The following is a 25481-nucleotide window of genomic DNA, read 5'->3' on the forward strand; positions in this document are numbered from 1 at the left end:
GCTCCCGCTCCTCATCACTCAGAATCAACTCGGCCTTCGGGCGTCCCGTTCTCGGCATACCCCATTCTACAACTTAACCAGAGAATTTCAGGCGCACGACACTAGTTGGTCACCGTGACATCCTCGATGCCCGCCTTCTTGATCTTGTTGCGCAGCACGCTCGCGCCCATCGCCGACGTGCCCATGCCGGCGTCGCAGGCGAAGACGACGTTGTGCACGGGATGCGTCGGGACGATGCCGCCCTGGAGCCGTCCGGCCGTCTCGGCCTCGGTCTCGAGCCGGTCGAGCGCATCCTCGGCCTCGTCCTCGCCCGCGGTCTCGGCGCGCAGCGCGTCCATGGCCGCCGAGGACTTGCCCTTGTTGGCCTCGGTCTGCGCCACCGCCGCCGCGAACTGGTCGGCCTCGGCCGCGAGGTCGCGACCACGGGTGGCCCGCAGGATGACCGCGGCGATGACGAACGTGACCGTGGCCGACAGGATCACCGACAGGATCACCGCGACATACGCCCCAGGCGCCGTCTGTGCGATCACCGCGATGATGCTGCCCGGAGCAGCCGGTGCCCGCAGCGCGCCGCCGAGGAGCATGTTCGTGGTGACGCCCGTCATGCCGCCGGCGATCAGGGCGACGATGAGGACCGGCTTCATGAGCGCGAACGGGAAGTAGACCTCGTGGATGCCGCCGAAGAACTGGATGACCGCTGCGCCGGGCGCCGACGCGCGTGCTGCGCCGATGCCGAAGAACGTGAAGGCCAGCAGTTGGCCGACGCCCGGTCCGGGGTTCGCCTCGAGCAGGAACAGGATCGACGACCCCTCCTCCGCCGCCTCGCTGAGCCCCAGCGGCGTGAGCACGCCGTGGTTGATCGCGTTGTTGAGGAAGAGCACCTTGGCGGGCTCGATGATGATGCTGGTGAGCGGCAGCAGGTTCGTCTCCACGAGCCAGTTCACCGCGGCCGACAGCACGTTCATGATGCCTCGGACCGCTCGCACATGTTGACGAGCATCCCGAACCCGGCGCGGATCTTGCCGTCCCAGAGCGCGTCGAGTCGCTTCATCGTCCAGGCCCGTGGGGCATCTTCACCGCCTTCTTCATTCCCGCTGAGGAAGGTACCGAACCTCCGGACGGCGACGCGTGCTCCCCCGGCCGCTTCGCTCCCCCAGACGTCGTTGTCACGGTGTTGCCCCTCTCGTGTTCACGACGCGGTGGCCCGCGACGCGGTGATCTCGGATGCGGCGGCCTCGGCCGCCCGCTTGGCTTCGGCCGCTCCCTCAGCGGCCAGGGCTGCCCGGGCGAGCGCCTTCGCGTCATCCGGGCTGTACCGCGCGAGGGAGGCGCGGACATCTGCGAGTGCCGATGGCGACATCGACAGGCTCGTGGCGCCGAGGCCCACGAGCACGACGGCGAGCAGCGGATCGGCGGCGGCCTCGCCGCAGATGCCGACGGGCTTGCCGAGTTCGGCTCCGGCCGCGCCGACGTCGCCGACCAGGCGGAGCACGGCAGGATGCCACGGGTCCTGCAGGTTCGCGACGGTGCCGAGCAGTCGGTCGGCGGCCATCGTGTACTGGGTGAGGTCGTTCGTGCCGATCGACGCGAAGTCGCACGCGGCGAGCACGCGGTCGGCGATGAGCGCGGCCGACGGCGTCTCCACCATGACGCCCGCCACCCGCATGCCGAGCTCCTTCGCGAGGGCCGAGAAGTAGCGGGCCTCCTCGACGGTCGCCACCATGGGCGCCATGACCCACACCTCGGCGTCGGTCGCGGCATCCGCTGCGGCGAGGGCCGTGAGCTGCTCGCGCAGGATGACCTCGGAATGGCGCAGTGCACGGATGCCGCGGAGTCCGAGTGCGGGGTTCTCCTCGTGTGCGGCGTTGAGGAACGACAGCGGCTTGTCGGCGCCCGCGTCGAGGACGCGCACGACGACCTTCTTGCCCGCGAAGGCCCTGAGGAGCTTCGTGTAGTGCTCCTGCTGGTCGCGCACGCTCGGGGCCGTGTTGTGGTCGAGGAAGAGGAACTCGGTTCGGAAGAGGCCGACGCCCTCGGCACCGAGCCGCAGCGCCTCCACGGCGCCCTCGGCCGAGCCGAGGTTCACGAGGAGCGGCACGGGCGTGCCGTCGGCGAGGGCGCCGGGCGTCACCGGCGCGGCCTGCAACGCCGCACGCTCCGCGATCCGCGCGTTCGCGTCGGCGAGCTGCTCGGGCGTGGGCGTGGAGACGACGAGGCCGGCCGCCGCGTCGACGACGACGGTGTCGCCGTCGGCCAGGGCCGTGGCATCCGCCGCCCCCACGACGGCGACGATCGCCTTCTCGCGGGCGAGGATCGCGGTGTGCGAGGTCGGGCCGCCGCCGACGGTGACCAGCCCCAGCACCTGGTCGAGGTCGAGCATCGCGGTGTCGGCGGGCGCGAGGTCGCGGGCTACGAGCACGAAGGGGTGCCCGGGGTTCGGAACGCCGGGCGCCGGCAGCTTGAGGAGGTGCGCGATGACGCGCTGGGAGATGTCGTCGAGGTCGGCGGCCCGCTCCCCCATGTACCCGCCCATGCCCACGAGCAGGTCGCGGTACGCCGCGAACGCCTCGTACACCGCGCGCTCGGCGGTCTTGCCGGTCGCGAGCAGCTTCGTCACCTCGTCGATGATGCTCGGGTCCTCGGCCATCATCGCCTGCGCCTCGAGCACGTCCTTCGCCGCGCCGCCCGCCTTCGCGCCGCGGTTGGCGAGCTCCGCCGCGACGACCGACAGCGACCCCCTCGCCCGCTCGCCCTCGCGCTCGGGATCGAGGTGACTCGGCCGGTCGACCGGTTCCGGCAGTCGTTCGGCCATGCGTACGACCGGTCCGACGGCGACGCCCTGTCCGATGCCCGTGCCTGTGATCTCCATCATTCGCCCTCCAGGTCCGATTGCATGGGCGGATGCCAGGCGCTACTCGTCGTGGTCGGTGCTGAGCAGCTCGACGAGCTCGTCGAGCACGGCCCGCTCGTCGCCATGGTCGATCCCCTGCGCGATGACGGCCAGGATGCTGGCCGCGTTGACGGCCGGACCACCGGTCGTCTGCACCATGACCCGGGTACCCGAGGCGGCCACGGCCTGGGTGAAGAGCTTCGCCGGCCGAGCGTGCAGGCCGTGCGTGGATCCGATTCGAACTGTGCGTTCCACCATGATTCCGGTCTCCGTCGCTGGCTTCCGTTCCCTCGCTCACCATAGCCCGCGGGCCTATCGGTGACCACCGCGGCGCGCGGCGCGCGCGGCGTCATGATCCGGCCCCGCCGAACTCGAGAGCCAGGTCGAGGGCGTCCTCCCCGTCGGCCGCGGCGGCCGCGCCCTCGGGAAGGATCACGATCAGCGCGGATGCCGCCGCCGCGCGTTCGCGCAGGAGGCCGACGCGGTCGCCGAGGTGCGGTCCGACGAGGAGCACGTCCGCATTCGCGAGCGCCTGCTCGAGCCCGGACTCGCTCGTGGGGGTCGCGCGCACGTCGACGCCACGGGCCGCTGCGGCCCTGCGGATCCGGTGCGCGACGAAGGTGCTCGAGGCGCCCGCCCCGCAGACCACGATGATGCGCACCACCACGCCTCCTCGCCCGGCCATCGCCCGGTCCTCGTCGATCGTTCGGCCGCGGCGTCCAACCGCGATCGACTCAATTCTGCCCGCGCCGCCCGCCGCCGCTCCACCCGATTCGTTTCAACACCCCCGGAAAACGGACTGCGGAAGGGGCCACGACGCGGGCCGTGGTGATTGACTGGCTGCAGCGCACGGCGTCGCGGTGCGCCGGCGGAACCGGGAGCTGCAGTGGCCGAGAGATGGCAGCGACTCGTCGACGCGCTCGGCCCTGCCGAGATGTGGACGACGGCGTCGGAGCTCGCCGAGCGACTCGGGGTGACGACGCGCACCATCCGCAACTACACCGCGCAGGCGAACGCCGGCGGCACGGTCGTGGAGTCACGCCCGGGGTGCGCGCAGCCCGCGTCATCCGCTCGCTCATCGATGCCGCCGACGGCCTCGACGTCTACGAGCCGGCCGCGGCGAACCATGCGAGCGATTCGACGTTTGAGGCGGACCTCGCCCGCGTGCGCGCCCGGCTCGAGGGCACCGGGCTCCGGCTCGTGCGCCAGGGTCCCGCATCACCCTGGAGGGACCCGAGTCGGCGCGACGGAGGCTCCTCGGCGCGCTCCTCCGCGACGAGTCGGCGCGGGGCATGCTCGAGCTCGACGAGCTGCGTGCCGCGTTCCCCGAGATCGCGGGCTTCCGGGCCGCCCTTCTCGCGCAATCCGCTCACGACGTCGATCAAGGCCGCCTACCCGCTCATCTACGAGCTCGCGGTGTACATCGCGAGCGAGCTCGCCCGCTCCGAGGGCATCGCCGTGATCGACGACGAGATCGCCTACATCGCCGTGCACGTGGGCGCCTACCTCGACCGGCGCCGTTCCCGCGGCGAGGTGGTGCGGGTGGCCGTCTCGGCGCCCGCCTACCATGACGTGCACACCGCCCTCGCCGAGCGGGTGCGCGCCGCGGTCGACGACGACGTGGAGGTGGTGGCCGGCGACGACGTGGGGTCGGCCGACCTCGTGGTGGCGGTGCTCGCGCCCACGGCCCCCGTCGGGCGCCTCGTCATCGTCTCGCCGTTCCCTACGGAGGACGATCTCGAGCGCTTCCGGGCCGAGGTGTCGCGCGTGCGTAGTGCCCGACGGCGGATGCGGCTGGCCGCCTCGCTCTCCCGGTACATCGCGCCCGAGCTGTTCGTGCGCGGCATGCGGGGCCTCGACCGGGAAGGGGTCATCCGGCACCTCGGCGACCGCATGATCTCGTCGGGCGTCATCGACCAGGCGTACGTCGAGGGAGCCCTCGAGCGGGAACGGCTCTCGTCGACGGCCTTCACCGAGCACCTCGCCGTGCCGCACGCGATGACCATGTCCGCCCGGCGTACGGCCATCGCCATCGCCGTCGACGACACGCCCGTGGACTGGGGCGGTGCGCACGTGCACGTGGTCGCCCTCATCGCGTTCGCGGAGAGCGGACGGGCCGAATTCCAGGAGGTCTTCGACCAGTTCGTGGAGGCGTTCTCGGAGCGCGAGAACGTGCAGCGGCTGGTGCAGGGGGCGGAGGACTATCCCGGCCTGCTCGCCGAGCTCGCGCGGCTCATGGAACCGCACGGGTCCTGAGCTGAGCGCGTCGAGCCCGTCCTAGGGGATCGGCACCGGATCCACGCCGAGTGGAGCGAGCCCGGCGGCGCCGCCGTCGGGTGCGGTGAGCACCCAGATGCCGTCGTCGTGCACGGCGACCGTATGCTCCCAGTGCGCGGCATCCGCGCCGTCGGCGGTCGTCACCGTCCAGTCGTCGTCGCGCACGAAGGTCTCGACGGCACCCGCGACGATCATGGGCTCGATCGCGACCACGAGTCCGGGTCGCACGGCGGCACCGCGGCGGTCGACGCGGTAATTGAAGACCGGCGGTTCCTCGTGCATCTCGCGTCCGATGCCGTGACCGACGTAGTCGGTGAGGATGCCGTACCGTTGCCCTGAGCCCGTCGAGGCGTCCCCCTCACCGAGCACGTGGTCCTCGATGGCCGCACCCACCTCGTTGAGGTGGCGGGCCGTCGCGAGGGCGGCGATGCCGTGCCACAGCGACTGCTCGGTGACCTTCGACAGCCTCTCCCTGGCCGCCACGACCTCGGGACGTGCTGGGTCGGGGATCACGACCGTGAACGCCGCGTCGCCGTTCCAGCCGTCGACGTCGGCGCCGCCGTCGACCGAGACGATATCTCCCGCCCGGAACGGCCGTTCGCCCGGGATGCCGTGCACGACGTCATCGTTGACGGAGACGCAGAGCGTGTGCCGATAGCCGGGTACCAGCTGGAAGTTCGGACGACCCCCGAGGCGCCGGATGACACGTTCGGCGGCGGCATCGAGCTCCAGCGGAGTGGCGCCCGGCGCGACCTTTCGCCGGACCTCGGTGAGCGCCGCCGCGGTCGCCGAGCCCGCCACGAGCATCGAGCGGAGCTCGGCCGGAGACTTGTACAGCGACCGACGGAACACGGGGCGTCAGGCCGCCGCGCCGTTGCCGCCGTCGTGCGCGTCCGCGGTCAGGTCTCGCTTCGCGAGGGCGGCGAAGATGCGGTCGGTGACCTCCTCGAGGGTGCCGACGCCGTCGACCTCGTCGACGATGCCCCGCGCTCGATAGACGTCGAGGATCGGCGCGGTCTCCCGCTCGTAGATGTCGAGGCGGTTCGCGATGACCTCTTCGGTGTCGTCGCTGCGCCCTTGCTGTGCCGCCCGCTGGGTGATGCGCGCGATGCTCTCCTCGCGGGGCACCACGAGCTCGATCACGGCGTCGAGGGCCTCCCCGCGGGGCTCGAGGAAGGCGTCGAGGTCGCCGACCTGGCCCAGGTTGCGGGGATACCCGTCGAGCAGGAAGCCGCGCGCGGCATCGGGCTGCTCGAGGCGGTCGCGGACGAGTTCGCTCGTGAGCTCGTCGGGGACCAGGTCGCCCGACTCGATGATGGCCTGGACCTTCTTGCCGAGCTCCGTGCCGTTCGACACGTTCTCGCGGAAGATGTCGCCCGTGGCCACCTGCGGCACGCCGAACGCCTTCGCGACGAGCACGCCCTGCGTTCCCTTGCCGGAGCCCTGGGGGCCCACGATCAGGAGACGTGCCGAGGCGGATGCCGCGGCGCCGTGAGCCTGTCGAACGGTCATCGGAGGAGCCCTTCGTAGTGCCGTTGCTGGAGTTGTGCGTCGATCTGCTTCACGGTCTCGAGGCCGACGCCCACGATGATGAGGATCGACGCGCCGCCGAACGGGAAGTTCGCGTTGGCCCCGACCAGTCCGAGGGCGATCAGCGGGATGAGCGCGACGAGGCCCAGGTAGAGCGAGCCCGGCAGGGTCACGCGCGTGAGCACGTAGTCGAGGTACTCCGCCGTCGGGCGCCCGGCCCGGATGCCCGGGATGAAGCCGCCGTACTTCTTCATGTTCTCGGCGACCTCGTCGGGGTTGAACGTGATGGCGACGTAGAAGTACGTGAACCCGATGATGAGGAGGAAGTACAGCAGCATGTAGAGCGGGTGGTCGCCCTGAGTGAGGTAGTTCGTGATCCAGACGACCCACGGCTGCGGCTCCTCGCCGGCCGCCGGCTGGTTGAACTGCGCGATGAGTGCGGGCAGGTACAGGAGCGACGAGGCGAAGATGACGGGCACGACGCCGGCCATGTTCACCTTGATGGGGATGTAGGTGTTGTTGCCGCCGTACGTGCGCCGGCCGACCATGCGCTTGGCGTACTGCACGGGGATGCGTCGCTGCGACTGCTCGACGAAGACGACCGCCACGACGATGAGCAGGCCGACGGCGAGCACGAGCGCGAAGATGTCCCAGCCGCGGGCCACGCCGATCGCCCAGAGCGAGCCGGGGAAGGTCGCCGCGATCGACGTGAAGATGAGCAGCGACATGCCGTTGCCGATGCCGCGCTCGGTGATCAGCTCGCCGAGCCACATGATGAGGCCCGTGCCGGCGGTCATGGTGATGACCATGAGCAGGACCGCGTACCAGGCGTCGTTCGTGATGAGCTGCGAGCACTCGGGGGCGCCCGAGGGGAACAGCGCGCCCGACCTGGCGACGGTGATGAGCGTCGTCGACTGCAGCACGCCGAGCGCGATCGTGAGGTAGCGCGTGTACTGGGTGAGTCGCGCCTGGCCGGCTTGGCCCTCCTTGTAGAGGGTCTCGAAGTGCGGGATCACGACGCGCAGCAGCTGCACGATGATCGAAGCCGTGATGTACGGCATGATGCCGAGCGCGAAGATCGAGAGCTGGAGGAGCGCGCCGCCCGAGAACAGGTTGACGAGCTCGTAGAGGCCGGATGCCCCCTGGCTCGCCGCGAGACACGCCTGCACGTTCCCGAAGTCCACGAAGGGCGCCGGGATGAAGGACCCGAGCCGGAACAGGGCCACGATGCCCAGCGTGAACCCGATCTTGCGGCGAAGATCCGGCGTGCGGAAGATCCGCCCGATGGCGTTGAACACTCGTCCTCCTGTCACTCCGTGTGGGAGCGTGTTGCGCTGTTGCCGAATGGGGCAGGATGCGACTCGAGCCTGTCGAGACCCCCGTGAATCATACGCGAGGTCCCGACAGGCTCGGGCGATCCGGTGGGCTTCGGCCTACTTGACCGAGCCGCCTGCGGCGACGATCTTCTGCTCGGCGGAGCCGGAGACCTTGTCGACCGCGACATTGAGCTTCACCTGGATGTCGCCGTTGCCGAGCACCTTCACGCGCTCGTTCTTGCGGACGGCACCCTTCTCGACGAGGTCGGCGACGGTGACGTCGCCGCCCTTCGGGTAGAGCTCGGCGAGCTTCGCCAGGTTGACCACCTGGTACTCGACGCGGAACGGGTTCTTGAAGCCGCGCAGCTTCGGCGCACGCATGTGGTATGGAAGCTGGCCACCCTCGAAGCCGGGGCGGATGTTGTTGCGGGCCTTCGAACCCTTGGTGCCGCGACCGGCGGTCTTGCCCTTCGAACCCTCACCGCGTCCGACGCGGGTCTTGTCCTTCTTGGCACCGGGCGCGGGGCGCAGGTGGTGCACCTTCAGCACCGGCTCGCGCTTGGCCTCGACGGCGTCCTTGGCGGCAGCCTTCTTCGCGGGGGCCTTCTCGGCCTTCGCGTCGTCGGCCTTGGCCGCGGCGGTCTTGGCCGGCGCCTTCGCCGCGGCGGCCTTGGCGGGCGCCTTCGCGGCGGCGGCCTTGGCCGGCGCCTTCTTCGCCGGAGCCTTCTCGGGCTCGGCGGCCCCGGCGGCCTTCTCGTTCTCTGCCATTAGTCGATCTCCTCAACCTTCACGAGGTGGGCGACGGTCTTGACGTAGCCGCGGTTCTGCGGGGTGTCGTCACGAACGACCGAATCGCCGATGCGCTTCAGTCCGAGGCTGCGCAGCGTGTCGCGCTGGTTCTGCTTCTCGCTCACCTTGGACTTGATCTGGGTCACCTTGAGCTTCGCCATCAGGCACCCGCCTTCGCTGCTGCGGCAGCCTCGGCCGCCTGGGCCTCGGCACGCAGCAGACGGGCGGGGGCGACCTCGTCGTAGTCGAGGCCACGGCGCGCGGCGACCGCACGCGGCTCCTCGAGCTCCTTGAGGGCCTCCACCGTGGCGTGCACGATGTTGATGGTGTTCGACGAGCCGAGCGACTTGCTCAGGACGTCGTGGATGCCGGCGCACTCGAGCACGGCACGGACCGGACCGCCGGCGATGACACCGGTACCGGGCGACGCCGGGCGGAGCAGGACGACGCCCGCGGCCGCCTCACCCTGGACGGGGTGCGGGATGGTCGCGCCCACGCGGGGAACGCGGAAGAAGTTCTTCTTCGCCTCCTCGACGCCCTTCGAGATCGCGGTCGGGACCTCGCGCGCCTTGCCGTAGCCGACGCCGACGAGGCCGTTGCCGTCACCCACGACGACGAGCGCCGTGAAGCTGAAGCGACGGCCGCCCTTGACGACCTTGGAAACGCGGTTGATGGTCACGACGCGCTCGAGGAACTGGCTCTTCTCGGCGTCACGGCCACCGCGGTCGCGGCTCGGGCCACGGTCGCGGCTGCCACGACGGGCCTCGCGCGGCTCGTTCTGGGGAGACTCGCTCGCGGCGGCGGTCTCCACGGGTGCCTCTGCCACTGCAGCCACCTCGTTCTCCTTCTTGTTGTCGGTCACAGGCTCAGCCCCGCCTCTCGCGCGCCATCGGCGATGGCGGCGACGCGACCGGCGTACTTGTTGCCGCCGCGGTCGAAGACGACCGACTCGATGCCGGCCTGCTTCGCACGTTCGGCAACGAGCTCGCCGACCTTCCTGGCCTTGGCGGTCTTGTCACCATCGAACGCGCGGAGGTCGGCCTCCATGGTGGAGGCGGACGCCAGGGTGCGGCCCACGGCGTCGTCGACCACCTGCACGAAGACGTGACGGGCCGAACGCGTGACGACGAGGCGCGGGCGCTCGACGGTGCCGACGATCTTCTTGCGAAGGCGGGCGTGGCGGCGCGTGCGCGCAGCCGTCTTGGTCTTCACAGCCATGATTACTTACCTGACTTTCCGGCCTTGCGACGAACGACTTCGCCGGCGTAGCGGATGCCCTTGCCCTTGTACGGCTCGGGCTTCTTGATCTTGCGGATGTTGGCGGCGGCCTCGCCCACGGCCTGCTTGTCGATGCCCGCGACCGTGACCTTGTTGTTGCCCTCGACGGACAACGTGATGCCGGCCGGCGGCTCGACCGTGACCGGGTGCGAGAAGCCGAGGGCGAACTCGATCGCGGAGCCCTTCTGGGCGACGCGGTACCCGGTGCCGACGATCTCGAGGGCCTTGGAGTACCCCTGCGTCACGCCGATGATCTGGTTCGCGATGAGCGAGCGGGTGAGCCCGTGCAGCGAGCGCGACTCGCGCTCGTCGTCGGGGCGGGTGACGAGGACCTGGCCGTCCTCCATCTTCACCTCGATGGGCGACGCGACGGTGAGCGAGAGCTCACCCTTCGGGCCCTTGACGGTGACGGCGGAGCCGTCGACCGTGACGTCGACACCGGCGGGGATGTCGATGGGGAGTCGTCCGATTCGTGACATGGAACTACCACACGTAGGCGAGGACTTCCCCACCCACACCCTTCTTCTCGGCCTGACGGTCGGTGAGCAGACCGCTGGAGGTGGACAGGATCGCGACGCCGAGGCCGCCGAGCACCTTGGGCAGCTCGGTGGACTTCGCGTAGACGCGGAGGCCGGGCTTCGAAACGCGCTTGATGCCCGCGATCGAGCGCTCGCGATTGGGGCCGAACTTGAGCTGCAGTGTGAGCATCTTGCCCACGCGCGCGTCGGTCACCTCGAAGCTCGCGATGTAGCCCTCGTTCTTGAGGATCTCGGCGATGTGCGCCTTGAGCTTGGAGTGCGGCATCGACACGGAGTCGTGGTGCGCCGAGTTCGCGTTGCGCAGGCGGGTCAGCATGTCAGCGACCGGGTCGGTCATCGTCATGACGAATGGTTCCTTACGTTCACCAGGTTTCAGCACCCGTTACACGAGTGATGACCTGTGGTGGCTGGGACCTGGCGGATGCCAGGACCCGGGTCGGATGCCGCGAACTCGTCGCCCGCGGCATCCGGGGCTCAATTGCCGGACGTGTTCGACCGGAACGGGAAGCCCAGCTGCTTGAGCAGCGCGCGGCCCTCGTCGTCGTTCTTGGCGGTGGTCACCACGGTGATGTCCATGCCGCGGACGCGGTCGATCTTGTCCTGGTCGATCTCGTGGAACACCGACTGCTCCACGAGGCCGAAGGTGTAGTTGCCGGTGCCGTCGAACTGCTGGTCCGACAGGCCCCGGAAGTCGCGGATGCGGGGCAGCGCGAGCGAGAGCAGGCGGTCGAGGAACTCCCACATGCGGTCGCCGCGCAGGGTCACGTGCGCGCCGATGGGCTGGCCCTCGCGCAGCTTGAACTGCGCGATGGACTTGCGGGCCTTGGTGACCTGCGGCTTCTGCCCGGTGATCCTGGTGAGGTCCGCGATCGCACCGTCGATGACCTTGCCATCGCGGGCCGCCTCGCCGACGCCCATGTTCACGACGATCTTCACGAGTCCCGGAACCTGGTGCACGTTGGTGTAGCCGTGCTCCTCGGTGAGGGCATTCGCGATCTCGGTCCGGTACTTGGTCTTCAGTCGCGGCTGGGCTGCTTTGGTGGGCACAGCGCCAGCCTGCGTTGCCGTATCGGTCATTACAGGTCCTTACCTGACTTCTTGGCGTAGCGGACGCGGACGGTCTTGGAGACGCCGTCCTTCGTCACGGTCTCGGTACGGAAGCCGACGCGGGTCGGCTTCTTCGTCTCGGGGTCGACGAGCGCGACGTTCGACACGTGGATCGGCGCCTCGTGCGTCTCGATGCCGCCCGTCTTCGAGCCGCGCTGCGTCTGGCCGACGCGTACGTGCTTCGTGACGAAGTTCACGCCCTCGACCACGACGCGGTTCTCGGCGACGAGCACCTCGATGACCTTGCCCTGCTTGCCGCGGTCTCCGCCGCGGGCCTGGCTGCGGCCGGAGATGACCTGGACGAGGTCGCCCTTCTTGATGTTGGCCATGGTTACAGCACCTCCGGTGCCAGCGAGATGATCTTCATGAACTTCCGGTCGCGCAGCTCGCGGCCGACCGGTCCGAAGATGCGGGTGCCACGGGGGTCGCCGTCGTTCTTGAGGATCACCGCGGCGTTCTCGTCGAACTTGATGTACGAGCCGTCCGGGCGACGCGTCTCCTTGACCGTGCGGACGATGACGGCCTTGACGACTTCGCCCTTCTTGACGTTGCCGCCGGGGATCGCGTCCTTGACGGTCGCGACGATGGTGTCACCGAGGCCGGCATAGCGGCGCTTGGAACCCCCGAGCACGCGGATCGTGAGCAGCTCCTTGGCGCCGGTGTTGTCGGCCACCTTGAGTCGTGATTCCTGCTGAAGCACTTCGAACTCCTTCTCTCAAGCAAGCGCGTGGCTTACTTGGCCTTCTCGACGATCTCGACGAGGCGCCAGCGCTTGGTGGCGCTGAGGGGCCGGGTCTCGGTGATGACGACGAGGTCGCCGATACCCGCGGTGTTCTGCTCGTCGTGCGCCGTGACCTTCGAGGTGCGGCGGATGACCTTGCCGTACAGCGGGTGCTTCACGCGATCCTCGACCTCGACGACGATGGTCTTCTGCATCTTGTCGCTCACGACATAGCCGCGGCGCACCTTGCGGTACGGGCGGTGCGAGGCCGTCTCGGCGACCTCGGCCGTGGCCTTCTCGGTCTCAGCCATGTTCAGGCCTCCTTCGTCTCTGCCTCGGCTGCGGCATCAGCGGATGCCTCGGCCTTGGCCTTCTTGGTCTTCTTCTCGGGCGCCGCCTTCGCCTCGACCGGCGCGGGCGTGGCCCGGATGCCGAGCTCGCGCTCACGGATGACCGTGTAGATGCGGGCGATGTCGCGCTTGACGGCACGCAGGCGGCCGTGGCTCTCGAGCTGACCCGTTGCGGCCTGGAAGCGCAGGTTGAACAGCTCCTCCTTGGCCTTCTTCAGCTCGTCGACGAGTCGCTCGTCTTCAAAGGTGTCGAGCTCGCTCGGCGCGAGCTCCTTCGTTCCGACGGCCATTATGCGTCGCCCTCCTCGCGCTTGATGATGCGTGCCTTGAGGGGCAGCTTGTGGATGGCACGGGTCATGGCCTCACGAGCGAGCTCCTCGGAGACGCCCGAGACCTCGAAGAGGACGCGACCCGGCTTGACGTTGGCGACCCACCACTCGGGCGAGCCCTTGCCGGAACCCATTCGGGTCTCGGCCGGCTTCTTCGTGAGCGGTCGGTCGGGATAGATGTTGATCCACACCTTGCCGCCGCGCTTGATGTGACGCGTCATCGCGATACGAGCGGACTCGATCTGACGGTTCGTCACGTAAGCGGGGGTCAGGGCCTGGATGCCGAACTCGCCGAAGGTGACCTTCGTGCCGCCGGTGGCGTGACCCGAACGACCGGGGTGGTGCTGCTTGCGGTACTTGACTCGACGGGGAATCAACATGGTTATGCCTCAACTCCTGCTGCCACCGGCTCCTGCGCCCTGGGCGCACGACGGGGGCGGTCACTGCGGTCACCGCGCGAGGGCTTCTGCGAAGCCTGCTCGCGGGCGAGTTCCTTGTTGGTGATGTCGCCCTTGTAGATCCAGACCTTCACGCCGATGCGGCCGAACGTGGTCTTCGCCTCGTAGAAGCCGTAGTCGATGTTCGCGCGGAGCGTGTGCAGGGGCACACGGCCTTCGCGGTAGAACTCCGAGCGGCTCATCTCGGCGCCGCCGAGGCGGCCGGAGACCTGGATGCGAACGCCCTTGGCGCCGGCGCGCTGCGCACCCTGCAGGCCCTTGCGCATCGCGCGGCGGAACGCCACGCGGGCGGAGAGCTGCTCGGCGATGCCCTGAGCGACCAGCTGGGCGTCGGCCTCGGGGTTCTTCACCTCGAGGATGTTGAGCTGGATCTGCTTGCCGGTGAGCTTCTCGAGGTCGGCGCGGATGCGCTCGGCCTCGGCGCCGCGGCGGCCGATCACGATGCCGGGACGCGCCGTGTGGATGTCCACTCGGACGCGGTCACGGGTGCGCTCGATCTCGATGCGCGAGACCCCCGCGCGGTCGAGCGACGTCTGGAGCAGGCGACGGATCTTGACGTCCTCGGCGAGGTAGTCGGCGTATCGCTGTCCGGGCTTCGTCGAGTCGGAGAACCACCGCGACACGTGGTCGGTGGTGATGCCGAGACGGAAGCCGTACGGGTTGACCTTCTGACCCATTACTTCGTACCCTCCTCGGGCGTGGCGAGCACGACGGTGATGTGGCTCGTTCGCTTGTTGATGCGGAAGGCACGACCCTGCGCGCGCGGCTGGAATCGCTTGAGGGTGGTGCCCTCGTCGACGAATGCACGGCTGATGTAGAGGTCCTGCTCGTCCAGGTAGGTGTTCGTGGCGTCGGCCTTGACGCGAGCGTTCGCGATGGCCGAGGCGACGAGCTTGTACACCGGCTCGCTCGCGCCCTGGGGCGCGAACTTCAGGATGGCGAGCGCCTCCTGTGCCTGCTTGCCGCGGATCAGATTGACGACGCGGCGAGCCTTCTGGGGGGTGACGCGGATGTGTCGCACACGTGCGATCGACTCCACCATTTCTTCTCCTCCTTCACGTCACCGCGTCAGCGGCGACGGCCCTTCTTGTCGTCCTTCACGTGTCCACGGAAGGTGCGGGTGGGGGCGAACTCTCCGAGCTTGTGACCCACCATGGTCTCGGTGACGAACACCGGGATGTGCTTGCGACCGTCGTGCACGGCGATCGTGTGACCCAGCATCGCCGGGACGATCATCGATCGGCGCGACCAGGTCTTGATGACGTTCTTGGAACCGGACTCGTTCTGCGTGACGACCTTGCGAAGCAGGTGGTCATCGACGAAGGGGCCCTTCTTGAGACTGCGCGGCATCTTCTACAACTCCTACTTGCGCTTCTTGCCGACGGTGCGCCGGCGAACGATGAGCTTGTCGCTTTCCCGGTTGGGGCGACGGGTACGGCCTTCGGACTGGCCCCACGGGCTGACCGGGTGACGACCACCCGAGGTCTTGCCCTCGCCACCACCGTGCGGGTGGTCGACCGGATTCATCGCGACACCGCGCACGGTCGGGCGCACGCCCTTCCAGCGCTTGCGGCCGGCCTTGCCCCAGTTGATGTTCGACTGCTCGGCGTTGCCGACCTCGCCGACGGTCGCGCGGCAGCGCGCGTCGACGTTGCGGATCTCGCCCGAGGGCAGGCGGAGCTGCGCGTAGGGGCCGTCCTTCGCCACGAGGCGGACGGACGCACCGGCCGAGCGCGCCAGCTTCGCGCCGCCGCCGGGGCGGAGCTCGATGGCGTGCACGACGGTACCCGTGGGGATGTTGCGCAGCGGCAGGTTGTTGCCGGGCTTGATGTCGGCGTTCGGGCCCGACTCGATCGCGTCGCCCTGCTGCAGCTTGTTCGGCGCCAGGATATAGCGCTTGGTGCCGTCCACGAAGTGGAGCAGCGCGATGCGAGCGGTGCGGTTCGGGTCGTATTCGATGTGCGCGACCTTGGCGGGCACGCCGTCCTTGTCGTTGCGACGGAAGTCGATCACGCGGTACTGGCGCTTGTGGCCACCACCGATGTGACGGGTCGTGATGCGGCCCTGGTTGTTGCGGCCACCGGTCTTCGACAGCGGGCGGAGCAACGACTTCTCGGGCGTCGAGCGCGTGATCTCAGCGAAGTCGGCGACCGACGAACCGCGACGACCGGGGGTCGTGGGCTTGTACTTGCGAATAGCCATAGTGAGGTTCCTCTGCTCCCTAGCCGACAGCCGTGAAGATGTCGATCGAGCCGGACTTGAGTGTGACGATCGCGCGCTTGGTGTCCTTGCGCTTGCCGATCCCGAAGCGGGTGCGACGCGTCTTGCCCTGACGGTTGAGGGTGTTGATCGACGCCACCTGGACGTTGAAGATCTTCTCGATCGCGAGCTTGATCTCGGTCTTGCTCGAGCGGGGGTCCACGATGAACGTGTACTTGCCCTCGTCGATCAGGCCGTAGCTCTTCTCCGAGACGACGGGCGCGATGATGATGTCGCGCGGGTCCTTGTCGTGGACGGCGCTCATGCGGAGACCTCTTCCTTCTTCGACTGCTTCGCGGCGATGAACGCCTCGAGCGCGGCAGTGCTGAAGACGATGTCGTCTGAGACGAGCACGTCGTAGGCGTTCAGCTGGTCGACCGGCAGCACGTGCACGGTCGGGATGTTGCGCACCGCACGCTCCGAGAGCTCGTCGTCGCGCGTGAGCACGACGAGCCGGTGCTTCGACGGCGCGATGCCGGCGAGCAGCGCGACCGCGTCCTTGGTCTTCGCGACTTCGCCGCTGACGAACGACTCGACCGCGTGGATGCGGCCTCCGCGAGCGCGGTCGGAGAGCGCGCCGAGCAGGGCCGCGGCGATCATCTTCTTGGGGGTGCGTTGCGAGTAGTCACGCGGCTGCGGGCCGTGGACGATGCCACCGCCGGTCATCTGCGGCGCGCGGATCGAACCCTGGCGGGCGCGGCCCGTGCCCTTCTGCTTGAAGGGCTTGCGGCCGGCGCCGGAGACCTCGCCGCGGGTCTTGGTCTTGTGGGTGCCCTGGCGCGCGGCGGCGAGCTGGGCGACGACGACCTGGTGGATCAGCGGCACGTTGGTCTGCACGTCGAAGAGCTCGGCGGGGAGCTCGATCGTGCCCGACTTCTTGCCGGTGACGTCGAGGGTTTCGATGGTGTTGGTCGCGGTAGCCATGGACTACGCCCCCTTCACTGCGTTGCGGACGAAAACGAGACGGCCGCGCGCACCGGGAACCGCGCCCTTGACGAGCAGGAGTCCCTTCTCGGCGTCGACGGCGTGCACGCGGAGGTTCAGTACGGTCACGCGCTCGCCACCCATGCGACCTGCCATGCGCATGCCCTTGAAGACACGGCTCGGAGTCGACGACGCACCGATCGAGCCGGGCTTGCGGTGGTTGCGGTGGGCACCGTGCGAGGCGGAGACGCCCTTGAAGTTGTGGCGCTTCATGACACCGGCGAAGCCCTTGCCCTTCGACGTGCCGACGACGTCGACCAGCTGGCCGGCCTCGAAGGTGCCGTCGACCGTGAGCTCCTGGCCGAGCGTGTAGCTCGAGGCGTCCGCGGTGCGCACCTCGGCGAGGTGACGGCGCGGGGTGACGCCGGCGGCCTTGAAGTGGCCCGACGCGGGCTGGTTGACCTTGCGCGGGTCGATGGCGCCGGCCGCGATCTGGATGGCCGTGTAGCCGTCCTTCTCGGGGGTGCGCAGCTGGGTCACGACGTTGGGCGCGATCTCGATGACGGTGACGGGGACGAGCTTGTTGTTCTCATCCCACACCTGGGTCATGCCGAGCTTGGTGCCGAGCAGACCCTTCACGTTCTTGGTAGCGGTGGACATGGGTTACCTCAGAGCTTGATCTCGATGTTGACGTCGGCGGGGAGGTCGAGACGCATGAGCGAGTCGACGGCCTTGGGCGTCGGGTCCACGATGTCGATGAGACGCTTGTGGGTGCGCATCTCGAAGTGCTCGCGGCTGTCCTTGTACTTGTGGGGCGAACGGATGACGCACACCACGTTCTTCTCCGTCGGAAGCGGCACGGGGCCGACGACCGTGGCACCCGCGCGGGTGACCGTGTCGACGATCTTGCGCGCCGAGCTGTCGATGACCTCGTGGTCGTACGACTTCAGTCGAATGCGGATCTTCTGTCCCGCCATCTCGAACTCTCTCTCTGTCAAGGCGTCTTACCCCTTCCGAGGGCATCGGACGCCGCGTAGCCACTTCGTGTGAAGCACCACTGTTCTTCTGTCAAAGGCCGTGATCGAGCCTGTCGAAACCACCCCGCTCGCGCGGTGGCCTCGGCACGCTCGACCCATGAACCTCCCGACCCCCGCGCTCGGGCGTGTCGCCCTCGCGAAACGGGCGTGGCTGTGTTCTTGCAGGCACAGGCCCATGCTCGAAGTGGTGGTCGGTTGTGCGTTCTGCTGCCCGCGGCCTAGCCTGACCCGTGGGGCTCCCGACCTTGGTGGAGAGGGCTTCCGGTGGCTATGCACTGCCTGGCAGTGATTGGAACGGCACGCAGCAGGGCACGCCGTTCCAAAGGTTGAACTCAACGAGTCTGCCACAGTCGGCGGCTCCGTGCAACCCGGGCGTGTCGCGCCCGCCCCGGCTCGCAGGAACGTCGCAGCCCGAGCAGCGCTGCGACGTCCCGCGTGATGGAATCGGAGGGTGACGACGACAGGGGGATCCATGCCCGACGAGCCGACGGCCGAGCGCGCGCACTGCGTCAGCGAGCGGATCGGACCGGGCAGCGTCTCGGTCGTCCGCACCGGCACGCGCACCCACGAGGGCCGGAACGAGCGCGGCTCGACGGTGCGCATCGGCCCAGCCGACGCCGAGGGCTGCTTCACGCCGGCGAGCTGCTGAAACTGGCGCTCATCGGCTGCGCCGGCATGCGCCGACCGGGTGGTCGCCCGCCGGCTCGGCGACGACTTCGCGATGACCGTCTGGGCGCACGACCGGTCGGATCGCGACGAGAATCGCTACCGCCGCATCGACGAGGAGCTTCTCGTCGATCTCTCGCACCTCGAGCCCGACGACCGGGCGACGCTCATCGACCTCATGGACAAGGCGATCCGGCGCGGATGCATCGTGGCCCGCAGTGTGGAGACTTGCATCGAACTCGACGCCATGATCGACGGCGTCGAGACTCAGCCGTCGCCACGGTGGTGGCACAGGTGCCCGCGCGGCTCCTCCACGGCGTATCCGGCAAGGCATCCGCCACCGCGATCGACAGTACGAGCAGCAGCACCATGACGGGCGCCTGACTCGGCCGGCCCGTGATGTACGGCGTGAACATGACGATCGGCCAGTGCCAGGTAGAGGGAGTATGAGATGCCACCGAACCACTGCACGAGCGGGAGCGCGGCGACCGGGGCGAGGGAGAGGGCCGCCCGCGGCATCCCGGCCCAGATGATCGCCGCCGTGCCGAGCACCGGCAGCAGCGCGATGGTGCCGGGGAACCGGTCAACGTCGGTGAACATGAGCGTCGCGATCGCGATCGCGGCGAGCCCCGCCCAGCCGGCTGCCGCGCGGGTTCGGCGCAGCCGCTCGCCATGGAGCGTGGACAGGAGCGCCAGTATCCCGCCCACGCCGAACTCCCACCCGCGCGCGAGCGTCGAGAAGTAGGCCAGGTTGTGGTCGTGCATGGTGCGGAGCGTTCCGTACAGGAAGGACGCCACCGTCATCACGACGAGTACGGCGGCGAGCGACTGGACGCGGCGACGCCCTGAGCGAGTGGCCAGCCAGAGCGCGCCGATGATGAGGAGCGGCCAGATCAGGTAGAACTGCTCCTCCACCGACAACTGACCAGGAATGCTGCACCGGCGTGGACTCCAGATCGGCGCTGGCCGGGATCTGGGAGTCGCGGGCGAGGTGCCGGTTCTCGACGTAGAGGGCGCTCGAGAGGGTCTGCTGGAGGAACGGACGCCACTCCGCGAGCGGCACGAAGAGGAGCGTGGCCACCGCGCAGGCCGAGAGCACCACCATGGCTGCGGGCAGGATGCGGCGGGCGCGCAGGACGTAGAACTGCCTCAGGCGCACGCGACCGTGGCGCTCTGCGTCGCGAACCAGCAGCCCGGTGATGAGGAAGCCCGAGACGACGAAGAAGACGTCGACACCGACGAGGCCGACGGGCAGCGCCGCGGGCCAGAAGTGATAGAGGAGCACGCATCCGATCGCGACCGCACGCAGCGCCTGGATCTCGGGGCGCACGGACGACCCCTGCGCGGCGGCGGAAGATCCGTTGCGCAGCAGCCCGCGCTGACCCCGCGCCACTTGCGCGGGGTCTGCGCCAGGCGGGATGGCGCGGACCGCGCACAACTGGCGCAGAGTGCGGGGGCGATGCCCGGGACACGACGAAGGGGCCGGGCCCGAAGGCCCGACCCCTGCCGGTTCCCGTTCCGGACGGATCCGGCGGGACTGGTGCTACTTGATGATCTTCGTGACCGTGCCGGCGCCGACGGTGCGACCGCCCTCGCGGATGGCGAAGCCGAGGCCCTCCTCCATGGCGATCGGCTGGATGAGCTCGACCGTCATGTCGGTGGTGTCGCCGGGCATGACCATCTCGGTGCCCTCGGGCAGCGTGATGACGCCGGTGACGTCGGTGGTGCGGAAGTAGAACTGCGGACGGTAGTTCGCGTAGAACGGGTTGTGGCGGCCGCCCTCCTCCTTCGAGAGGATGTACGCCGTGCCCTCGAAGATGGTGTGCGGGGTGACCGAGCCCGGGGCCACGACGACCTGGCCGCGCTCGACGTCCTCACGCTTGGTGCCACGGAGCAGGAGACCGCAGTTCTCGCCGGCCCACGCCTCGTCGAGCTGCTTGTGGAACATCTCGATACCCGTGACCGTGGTCTTCTGCGTCGGACGGATGCCGACGATCTCGACCTCGGAGTTGATCTTCAGCGTGCCGCGCTCGGCGCGACCCGTGACGACCGTGCCGCGACCGGTGATGGTGAAGACGTCCTCGATGGGCATGAGGAACGGCTTGTCCTTGTCGCGCACCGGGTCGGGGATCGACTCGTCGACGGCGTCCATCAGGTCGAGAACCGACTGGACCCACTTCTCGTCGCCCTCGAGGGCCTTGAGGCCCGAGACGCGCACGACCGGCGCGTTGTCGCCGTCGAAGCCCTGGCTCGAGAGCAGCTCGCGGACCTCGAGCTCGACGAGCTCCAGGATCTCCTCGTCGTCGACCATGTCGGCCTTGTTCAGCGCGACGAGCAGGTAGGGCACGCCGACCTGCTTGGCGAGCAGGACGTGCTCACGCGTCTGGGCCATCGGGCCGTCGGTCGCCGCGACCACGAGGATCGCGCCGTCCATCTGGGCAGCACCGGTGATCATGTTCTTGATGTAGTCGGCGTGACCCGGGGCGTCGACGTGCGCGTAGTGGCGCTTCGGCGTCTCGTACTCGACGTGCGAGATATTGATCGTGATGCCGCGCTGGCGCTCCTCGGGAGCCGAGTCGATCGATGCGAAGTCGCGCTGCACGTTCGTGGCCGACGGGTACTTGTCTGCCAGGACCTTCGAGATCGCTGCGGTGAGCGTCGTCTTGCCGTGGTCGACGTGACCGATCGTACCGATGTTGACGTGCGGCTTGGTCCGCTCGAACTTGGCCTTAGCCACTGTGGGTCCTCCTCAGGACTCGTGTAGGAACCCCGGGCGCTGGATTGCGACCGGTGTGCTACGGGGTTGTGTTGACATGTTACGCGAACCGGTTGGCTCGTGCGTCGGAGGGCTACTCGCCCTTGTTCTTCTGGACGATCTCGTCGGCGACAGCCTTCGGGACCTCCGCGTAGCTCTCGAACTCCATCGAGTACACGGCCCGGCCCGAGGTCTTCGACCGCAGGTCGCCGATGTAGCCGAACATCTCCGAGAGCGGGACGTGCGCACGCACGACCTTCACGCCGGCGGCGTCCTCCATCGACTGGATCTGACCGCGACGCGAGTTCAGGTCGCCGATGACGTCACCCATGTACTCCTCAGGGGTGCGCACCTCGACGGACATGAGCGGCTCGAGCAGAACCGGGTTCGCCTTCCGAGCGGCCTCCTTGAAGCCCATCGAGCCGGCGATCTTGAACGCCATCTCCGAGGAGTCGACGTCGTGGGCTGCGCCGTCGAGCAGGATGCCCTTGACGCCGACCATCGGGTAGCCGGCCAGGATGCCGTACTGCATGGCGTCCTGGAAGCCGGCGTCGACCGAGGGGATGTACTCGCGCGGAACGCGGCCACCCGTGACCTTGTTCTCGAACTCGTACGTCTTGTCGGCCGTGATCTCGAGGGGCTCGAGCGCGAACTGGATCTTCGCGAACTGGCCCGAACCACCCGTCTGCTTCTTGTGGGTGTAGTCGTGCTTCTCGACCGCGCGCTTGATCGTCTCGCGGTAGGCCACCTGGGGCTTGCCGACGTTCGCCTCGACCTTGAACTCCCGCTTCATGCGGTCGACGAGGATGTCGAGGTGCAGCTCGCCCATGCCCTTGATGACCGTCTGGCCGGTCTCCTGGTTGAGCTCGGTGCGGAAGGTGGGGTCCTCCTCGGCGAGCTTCTGGATCGCCGTGCCGAGCTTCTCCTGGTCGGCCTTGGTCTTCGGCTCGATGGCGACCTCGATGACCGGGGCCGGGAACGTCATCGACTCGAGGACGACCTGTTTGTCGGGGTCGCACAGGGTGTCGCCCGTGGTCGTGTCCTTCAGTCCGATGACCGCGTAGATGTTGCCCGCGGTGACCGAGTCGACCGGGTTCTCCTTGTTGGCGTGCATCTGGAAGATCTTCCCGATGCGCTCCTTCTTGCCCTTGGTCGAGTTGATGACCTGGCCACCGGAGTCGAGGTGACCCGAGTACACGCGGATGTAGGTGAGCCGACCGAAGAACGGGTGCACCGCGACCTTGAACGCGAGTGCCGCGAAGGGGTCGTTGGCGTCGGGGTGACGCTCGATGATCTCGTCCTCGTTGCGAGGGTTGCGACCCTCGACTGCCGGCACGTCGAGCGGCGATGGCAGGAAGTCGATGACCGCGTCGAGCATGGGCTGCACGCCGCGGTTCTTGAATGCCGAGCCGCAGAGCACGGGGTAGATCTCGGAGTTGACGGTGAGCTTGCGGATCGCGCCCTTGATCTCGGCGACCGTGAGCTCCTCGCCGCCGAAGTACTTCTCGAGCAGCGCGTCGTCGGTCTCGGCGACGGTCTCGAGCAGCACGTGGCGGTACTCCTCCGCCTTCTCCTTGAGGTCGGCGGGGATCTCCTGCACCTCGTACTTCGCACCCATCGTCACGTCGCCCTTGGCGTCGCCGGGCCACACGAGGGCCCGCATCTCGATGAGGTCGACGACGCCGACGAATTCGCTCTCCGAACCGATCGGCAGCTGGAGCACGAGCGGCTTCGCGCCGAGGCGCTTGATGATCGTGTCCACGGTGAAGTAGAAGTCCGCGCCGAGCTTGTCCATCTTGTTGACGAAGCAGATGCGCGGCACGTTGTACTTGTCGGCCTGGCGCCACACGGTCTCGGACTGGGGCTCGACGCCCTCCTTGCCGTCGAAGACGGCGACGGCGCCGTCGAGCACGCGGAGCGAGCGCTCGACCTCGACCGTGAAGTCGACGTGACCGGGGGTGTCGATGATGTTGATCTGGTTCTTGTTCCAGAAGCAGGTCACGGCGGCCGACGTGATCGTGATGCCGCGCTCCTTCTCCTGCTCCATCCAGTCGGTCGTCGAGGCGCCGTCGTGGGTCTCGCCGATCTTGTGGTTCACGCCCGTGTAGAACAGGATGCGCTCGGTGGTGGTGGTCTTGCCGGCATCGATGTGCGCCATGATGCCGATGTTGCGGACCTTGCTCAGGTCGGTGAGCACGTCTTGTGCCACGGGGGTTCCTCCGGGGAAGTCAGGAGTGGAAGGGGGAGTGGACGGATGCCGCCCTTCGGCGGGCTCAGGGACCGCCTCAGCGGCGGCATCCGCCCATCGACTACCAGCGGTAGTGGGCGAAGGCGCGGTTCGACTCGGCCATCTTGTGGGTGTCCTCACGGCGCTTGACCGCGGCACCGAGGCCGTTCGACGCGTCGAGGATCTCGTTGGTGAGACGCTCGGTCATCGTCTTCTCGCGACGAGCCTTGGCGTAGCTCGTGAGCCAGCGCAGGGCGAGGGTGTTGGCGCGGTGCGGCTTCACCTCGACGGGGACCTGGTAGGTCGAACCGCCGACGCGCCGCGAGCGCACCTCGAGGGTGGGACGCACGTTGTCGAGCGCCTTCTTCAGGGTGGCGACGGCGTCCTGGCCGGACTTCGTGGCGACGTTCTCGAGCGCCTCGTACACGATGCGCTGCGCGAGGTCCTTCTTGCCGTCGATCAGGATCTTGTTGACGAGCTGGCTGACGACCGGCGAGCCGTACACGGGGTCGGCGACGACGGGGCGCTTCGGAGCGGGTCCCTTGCGAGGCATTACTTCTTCTCCATCTTCGCGCCGTAGCGGCTACGAGCCTGCTTGCGGTTCTTCACGGCCTGCGTGTCGAGCGCGCCGCGGATGATCTTGTAGCGCACACCGGGAAGGTCCTTCACGCGACCGCCGCGGACGAGCACCATCGAGTGCTCCTGCAGGTTGTGGCCCTCACCGGGGATGTAGGCCGTAACTTCGGTGCCGTTCGAGAGCTTCACACGTGCCACCTTGCGGAGCGCGGAGTTCGGCTTCTTCGGGGTGGTGGTGTACACACGCGTGCACACGCCGCGCTGCTGGGGGTTGGCCTTCAGGGCGGGAGCCTTGGTCTTGGTGACCTTCGGCGAGCGACCCTTGCGGACCAACTGCTGAATGGTTGGCACTGCTTCTCCTTGTTTGTGCTGCACGGTGACAGCGTTGATGGATTTCACATCACGACCCACCGGCACTGCAGAACCGCAGCGCCTGTTGCGTGGTGGGTATGCCGTGGGGGCGACCGACGAGGTGCCCTGCGAGTGTGCGCCTGCTACGAGCTCGAGGCGTGGCATGCTGGTCGCCATCTGGCGAAGCTCCGGCAGGCACGATTCAAGCACGCGTCAACGCGCACACCCGATCAATGGTAATGCGGCGTAACCTCGCGGTCAAATGACGATGGATGCCATGAGCCCGTGTTCTCCGACGGCGGAAGCCATGGCGTCTCGGCCACCGCTGGTAGAGGAGCCCCCGGCCGATTCGGACGCGTCCACAACGTCATTAGGAAGAACACCTAGCCGGGCCACCCCGGCGAGTCGAGTTCGCGGTCGAGGTCGGCCAGCAGCTCCTCCACCTGCGGTTCGACGTACGCGACCACGGCGCTGCGGATGCGCTCGCGGTGCTGGGAGAGTTCGACGCAGATGCGCCGGCCGAGCTGCTTCGCGAACTCGTCGGCGAGCCGCACCTCCTCGCGCAGCGCCTCCTTCTCCTCGAACGTGAACGGGCGGGGCGCGGGCTCGTCGTGCTCGGCGGCGGCATCCGCCTCGAGCCCCGTCAGCGTGAACAGGAAGGGTTGGTCGGGCACCGGCTCGGGATCGAGGTCGAGCCCGAGGAACTCGGGGTCCAGCCCCTCCCCCGCGCGGTACGGGCGCCGGGCCTTGCGCTCCTCGGCGAGGCGGATCTCGGCGTGCAGCATCGGGAGGTTCCGCGCCGTGTAGTCGTCGACGGCAACGTCGATGACGCCCTTCATGCGCATCGAGAACGCGTGCTGGACGGGGTGCGGCACGTCCACGTCCAGGCCTGCGGCGGCGAGGATGGGCGAGCCGAAGCAGCGGGTGCAGAGGCGCACGCGCGCGCGATGGGTGCCCGGCCGCCACCTCGGCAGCCAGGCCAGCCAGCGGTCGACCTCGTGGCTGACGCGCGCCTCGATCGATCCCTCCACGCGATCACGATACTGCGCGGCGTTCTCGACCTCCTCGACCTTTGGACGGACTGGCGCGCCGGCGCGGCATC

The 25481-nt window shown here is 68.5% G+C and carries 34 protein-coding genes and 3 pseudogenes; 3 read left to right on the forward strand and 34 right to left on the reverse strand.

Annotated elements, in window-relative coordinates:
* Positions 1-104 precede the first annotated feature (104 nt).
* From IEX31_RS14095 to IEX31_RS14110, 4 genes and pseudogenes are all read right to left on the reverse strand, one after another.
* A pseudogene (locus tag IEX31_RS14095) lies at positions 105-1060 on the reverse strand (PTS sugar transporter subunit IIBC family protein); the annotation flags it as partial.
* A gap of 129 nt (positions 1061-1189) precedes the next feature.
* Positions 1190-2872 (reverse strand): phosphoenolpyruvate--protein phosphotransferase, encoded by a 1683-nt coding sequence (ptsP, locus tag IEX31_RS14100; protein WP_188744065.1) that lies wholly within the window; start codon positions 2870-2872, stop codon positions 1190-1192.
* Between the two features lie 39 nt (positions 2873-2911).
* Complete coding sequence (locus tag IEX31_RS14105) at positions 2912-3148, reverse strand: HPr family phosphocarrier protein (RefSeq protein ID WP_188744066.1); 237 nt, start codon at positions 3146-3148, stop codon at positions 2912-2914.
* A gap of 91 nt (positions 3149-3239) precedes the next feature.
* A complete protein-coding gene (locus IEX31_RS14110) occupies positions 3240-3575 on the reverse strand; it encodes a PTS IIB subunit (protein WP_229662374.1) in 336 nt (111 codons plus the stop codon).
* Between the two features lie 249 nt (positions 3576-3824).
* Between IEX31_RS14110 and IEX31_RS18980 the strand changes: the two are divergent.
* A pseudogene (locus IEX31_RS18980) lies at positions 3825-3887 on the forward strand (HTH domain-containing protein); the annotation flags it as partial.
* Between the two features lie 50 nt (positions 3888-3937).
* The gene (locus IEX31_RS14115) at positions 3938-5146 is read left to right on the forward strand and encodes a PTS sugar transporter subunit IIA (RefSeq protein WP_229662375.1); all 1209 of its coding nucleotides are present in this window, start codon (positions 3938-3940) and stop codon (positions 5144-5146) included.
* A 21-nt stretch (positions 5147-5167) separates the two neighbouring features.
* On the opposite strand, the gene map is transcribed toward IEX31_RS14115, so the two are convergent.
* The 23 genes from map to rpsJ all read right to left on the reverse strand — a co-directional run bounded on the left by map (position 5168) and on the right by rpsJ (position 17744).
* Positions 5168-5974 (reverse strand): type I methionyl aminopeptidase, encoded by an 807-nt coding sequence (gene map / locus IEX31_RS14120; protein ID WP_229662382.1) that lies wholly within the window; start codon positions 5972-5974, stop codon positions 5168-5170.
* A gap of 51 nt (positions 5975-6025) precedes the next feature.
* Positions 6026-6679: an adenylate kinase gene (locus IEX31_RS14125; protein ID WP_188744068.1), complete on the reverse strand. Its 654-nt coding sequence runs from the start codon at positions 6677-6679 to the stop codon at positions 6026-6028.
* Positions 6676-7995 carry a preprotein translocase subunit SecY gene (gene secY / locus IEX31_RS14130; protein WP_188744069.1) on the reverse strand — a complete coding sequence of 440 codons (1320 nt, stop codon included), beginning with the start codon at positions 7993-7995 and terminating at the stop codon, positions 6676-6678. The genes IEX31_RS14125 and secY overlap by 4 nt, the downstream gene beginning before the upstream one ends.
* Positions 7996-8130: 135 nt before the next feature.
* On the reverse strand, positions 8131-8781 hold the full coding sequence (rplO, locus tag IEX31_RS14135) for a 50S ribosomal protein L15 (RefSeq protein WP_229662376.1): 651 nt from the start codon (positions 8779-8781) through the stop codon (positions 8131-8133).
* Entirely contained in the window at positions 8781-8963 is a 183-nt protein-coding gene (gene rpmD / locus IEX31_RS14140) for a 50S ribosomal protein L30 (RefSeq protein ID WP_174240768.1), read from the reverse strand. Before rpmD ends, rplO begins: the two co-directional genes overlap by 1 nt.
* Positions 8963-9664 (reverse strand): 30S ribosomal protein S5, encoded by a 702-nt coding sequence (gene rpsE, locus IEX31_RS14145; RefSeq protein WP_188744070.1) that lies wholly within the window; start codon positions 9662-9664, stop codon positions 8963-8965. The genes rpmD and rpsE overlap by 1 nt, the downstream gene beginning before the upstream one ends.
* Entirely contained in the window at positions 9661-10020 is a 360-nt protein-coding gene (gene rplR, locus IEX31_RS14150; protein ID WP_188744071.1) for a 50S ribosomal protein L18, read from the reverse strand. Before rplR ends, rpsE begins: the two co-directional genes overlap by 4 nt.
* Positions 10021-10022: 2 nt before the next feature.
* On the reverse strand, positions 10023-10559 hold the full coding sequence (gene rplF / locus IEX31_RS14155; RefSeq protein WP_188744072.1) for a 50S ribosomal protein L6: 537 nt from the start codon (positions 10557-10559) through the stop codon (positions 10023-10025).
* A 4-nt stretch (positions 10560-10563) separates the two neighbouring features.
* Positions 10564-10962, reverse strand: coding sequence for a 30S ribosomal protein S8 (gene rpsH / locus IEX31_RS14160; RefSeq protein ID WP_188744073.1), 399 nt, complete (start codon positions 10960-10962; stop codon positions 10564-10566).
* A 131-nt stretch (positions 10963-11093) separates the two neighbouring features.
* A complete protein-coding gene (rplE, locus tag IEX31_RS14165; protein WP_188744074.1) occupies positions 11094-11696 on the reverse strand; it encodes a 50S ribosomal protein L5 in 603 nt (200 codons plus the stop codon).
* Positions 11696-12055 carry a 50S ribosomal protein L24 gene (gene rplX, locus IEX31_RS14170; protein ID WP_188744075.1) on the reverse strand — a complete coding sequence of 120 codons (360 nt, stop codon included), beginning with the start codon at positions 12053-12055 and terminating at the stop codon, positions 11696-11698. Before rplX ends, rplE begins: the two co-directional genes overlap by 1 nt.
* A gap of 2 nt (positions 12056-12057) precedes the next feature.
* Positions 12058-12426, reverse strand: a complete 369-nt coding sequence (gene rplN / locus IEX31_RS14175; protein ID WP_188744076.1) for a 50S ribosomal protein L14 — start codon at positions 12424-12426, stop codon at positions 12058-12060.
* 32 nt (positions 12427-12458) lie between these two features.
* Positions 12459-12758: a 30S ribosomal protein S17 gene (gene rpsQ / locus IEX31_RS14180; protein ID WP_188744077.1), complete on the reverse strand. Its 300-nt coding sequence runs from the start codon at positions 12756-12758 to the stop codon at positions 12459-12461.
* A gap of 2 nt (positions 12759-12760) precedes the next feature.
* A complete protein-coding gene (gene rpmC / locus IEX31_RS14185; RefSeq protein WP_188744078.1) occupies positions 12761-13087 on the reverse strand; it encodes a 50S ribosomal protein L29 in 327 nt (108 codons plus the stop codon).
* The gene (gene rplP, locus IEX31_RS14190; RefSeq protein WP_056010870.1) at positions 13087-13506 is read right to left on the reverse strand and encodes a 50S ribosomal protein L16; all 420 of its coding nucleotides are present in this window, start codon (positions 13504-13506) and stop codon (positions 13087-13089) included. Before rplP ends, rpmC begins: the two co-directional genes overlap by 1 nt.
* 2 nt (positions 13507-13508) lie before the next feature.
* Complete coding sequence (gene rpsC, locus IEX31_RS14195) at positions 13509-14261, reverse strand: 30S ribosomal protein S3 (RefSeq protein WP_188744079.1); 753 nt, start codon at positions 14259-14261, stop codon at positions 13509-13511.
* Positions 14261-14626, reverse strand: coding sequence for a 50S ribosomal protein L22 (gene rplV / locus IEX31_RS14200; RefSeq protein WP_127794246.1), 366 nt, complete (start codon positions 14624-14626; stop codon positions 14261-14263). Before rplV ends, rpsC begins: the two co-directional genes overlap by 1 nt.
* A 26-nt stretch (positions 14627-14652) precedes the next feature.
* Positions 14653-14934: a 30S ribosomal protein S19 gene (gene rpsS / locus IEX31_RS14205; protein WP_188744080.1), complete on the reverse strand. Its 282-nt coding sequence runs from the start codon at positions 14932-14934 to the stop codon at positions 14653-14655.
* Positions 14935-14946: 12 nt separating this feature from the next.
* The gene (gene rplB / locus IEX31_RS14210; RefSeq protein WP_188744081.1) at positions 14947-15786 is read right to left on the reverse strand and encodes a 50S ribosomal protein L2; all 840 of its coding nucleotides are present in this window, start codon (positions 15784-15786) and stop codon (positions 14947-14949) included.
* A gap of 19 nt (positions 15787-15805) precedes the next feature.
* Positions 15806-16108, reverse strand: coding sequence for a 50S ribosomal protein L23 (gene rplW, locus IEX31_RS14215; RefSeq protein ID WP_188744082.1), 303 nt, complete (start codon positions 16106-16108; stop codon positions 15806-15808).
* Positions 16105-16767, reverse strand: a complete 663-nt coding sequence (rplD, locus tag IEX31_RS14220; protein WP_188744083.1) for a 50S ribosomal protein L4 — start codon at positions 16765-16767, stop codon at positions 16105-16107. Before rplD ends, rplW begins: the two co-directional genes overlap by 4 nt.
* Positions 16768-16770: 3 nt before the next feature.
* Positions 16771-17427, reverse strand: a complete 657-nt coding sequence (gene rplC / locus IEX31_RS14225; RefSeq protein WP_188744084.1) for a 50S ribosomal protein L3 — start codon at positions 17425-17427, stop codon at positions 16771-16773.
* An 8-nt stretch (positions 17428-17435) separates the two neighbouring features.
* Positions 17436-17744: a 30S ribosomal protein S10 gene (gene rpsJ, locus IEX31_RS14230; RefSeq protein WP_030147986.1), complete on the reverse strand. Its 309-nt coding sequence runs from the start codon at positions 17742-17744 to the stop codon at positions 17436-17438.
* A 532-nt stretch (positions 17745-18276) separates the two neighbouring features.
* Between rpsJ and IEX31_RS14235 the strand changes: the two genes are divergently transcribed.
* Positions 18277-18453, forward strand: a complete 177-nt coding sequence (locus IEX31_RS14235; RefSeq protein ID WP_188744085.1) for a hypothetical protein — start codon at positions 18277-18279, stop codon at positions 18451-18453.
* 284 nt (positions 18454-18737) lie between these two features.
* On the opposite strand, the gene IEX31_RS18985 is transcribed toward IEX31_RS14235, so the two are convergent.
* The 7 genes and pseudogenes from IEX31_RS18985 to IEX31_RS14270 all read right to left on the reverse strand — a co-directional run bounded on the left by IEX31_RS18985 (position 18738) and on the right by IEX31_RS14270 (position 25410).
* A complete protein-coding gene (locus IEX31_RS18985) occupies positions 18738-19385 on the reverse strand; it encodes an acyltransferase family protein (RefSeq protein WP_344999852.1) in 648 nt (215 codons plus the stop codon).
* A 64-nt stretch (positions 19386-19449) separates the two neighbouring features.
* A pseudogene (locus tag IEX31_RS19635) lies at positions 19450-19863 on the reverse strand (acyltransferase family protein); the annotation flags it as partial.
* Positions 19864-20013: 150 nt separating this feature from the next.
* Positions 20014-21207, reverse strand: a complete 1194-nt coding sequence (tuf, locus tag IEX31_RS14250; RefSeq protein WP_188744088.1) for an elongation factor Tu — start codon at positions 21205-21207, stop codon at positions 20014-20016.
* Positions 21208-21319: 112 nt separating this feature from the next.
* Positions 21320-23434, reverse strand: coding sequence for an elongation factor G (gene fusA, locus IEX31_RS14255; protein ID WP_188744089.1), 2115 nt, complete (start codon positions 23432-23434; stop codon positions 21320-21322).
* Positions 23435-23534: 100 nt separating this feature from the next.
* The gene (rpsG, locus tag IEX31_RS14260) at positions 23535-24005 is read right to left on the reverse strand and encodes a 30S ribosomal protein S7 (protein ID WP_056734916.1); all 471 of its coding nucleotides are present in this window, start codon (positions 24003-24005) and stop codon (positions 23535-23537) included.
* Positions 24005-24379, reverse strand: a complete 375-nt coding sequence (gene rpsL / locus IEX31_RS14265) for a 30S ribosomal protein S12 (RefSeq protein WP_022889720.1) — start codon at positions 24377-24379, stop codon at positions 24005-24007. The genes rpsG and rpsL overlap by 1 nt, the downstream gene beginning before the upstream one ends.
* 383 nt (positions 24380-24762) lie before the next feature.
* On the reverse strand, positions 24763-25410 hold the full coding sequence (locus IEX31_RS14270) for a spermidine/putrescine ABC transporter substrate-binding protein (protein ID WP_188744090.1): 648 nt from the start codon (positions 25408-25410) through the stop codon (positions 24763-24765).
* Between the last annotated feature and the right edge of the window lie 71 nt (positions 25411-25481).

Origin of the sequence: Agromyces bauzanensis, from assembly GCF_014645655.1 — a bacterium.
Classification (GTDB): Bacteria; Actinomycetota; Actinomycetes; order Actinomycetales; family Microbacteriaceae; genus Agromyces; species Agromyces bauzanensis.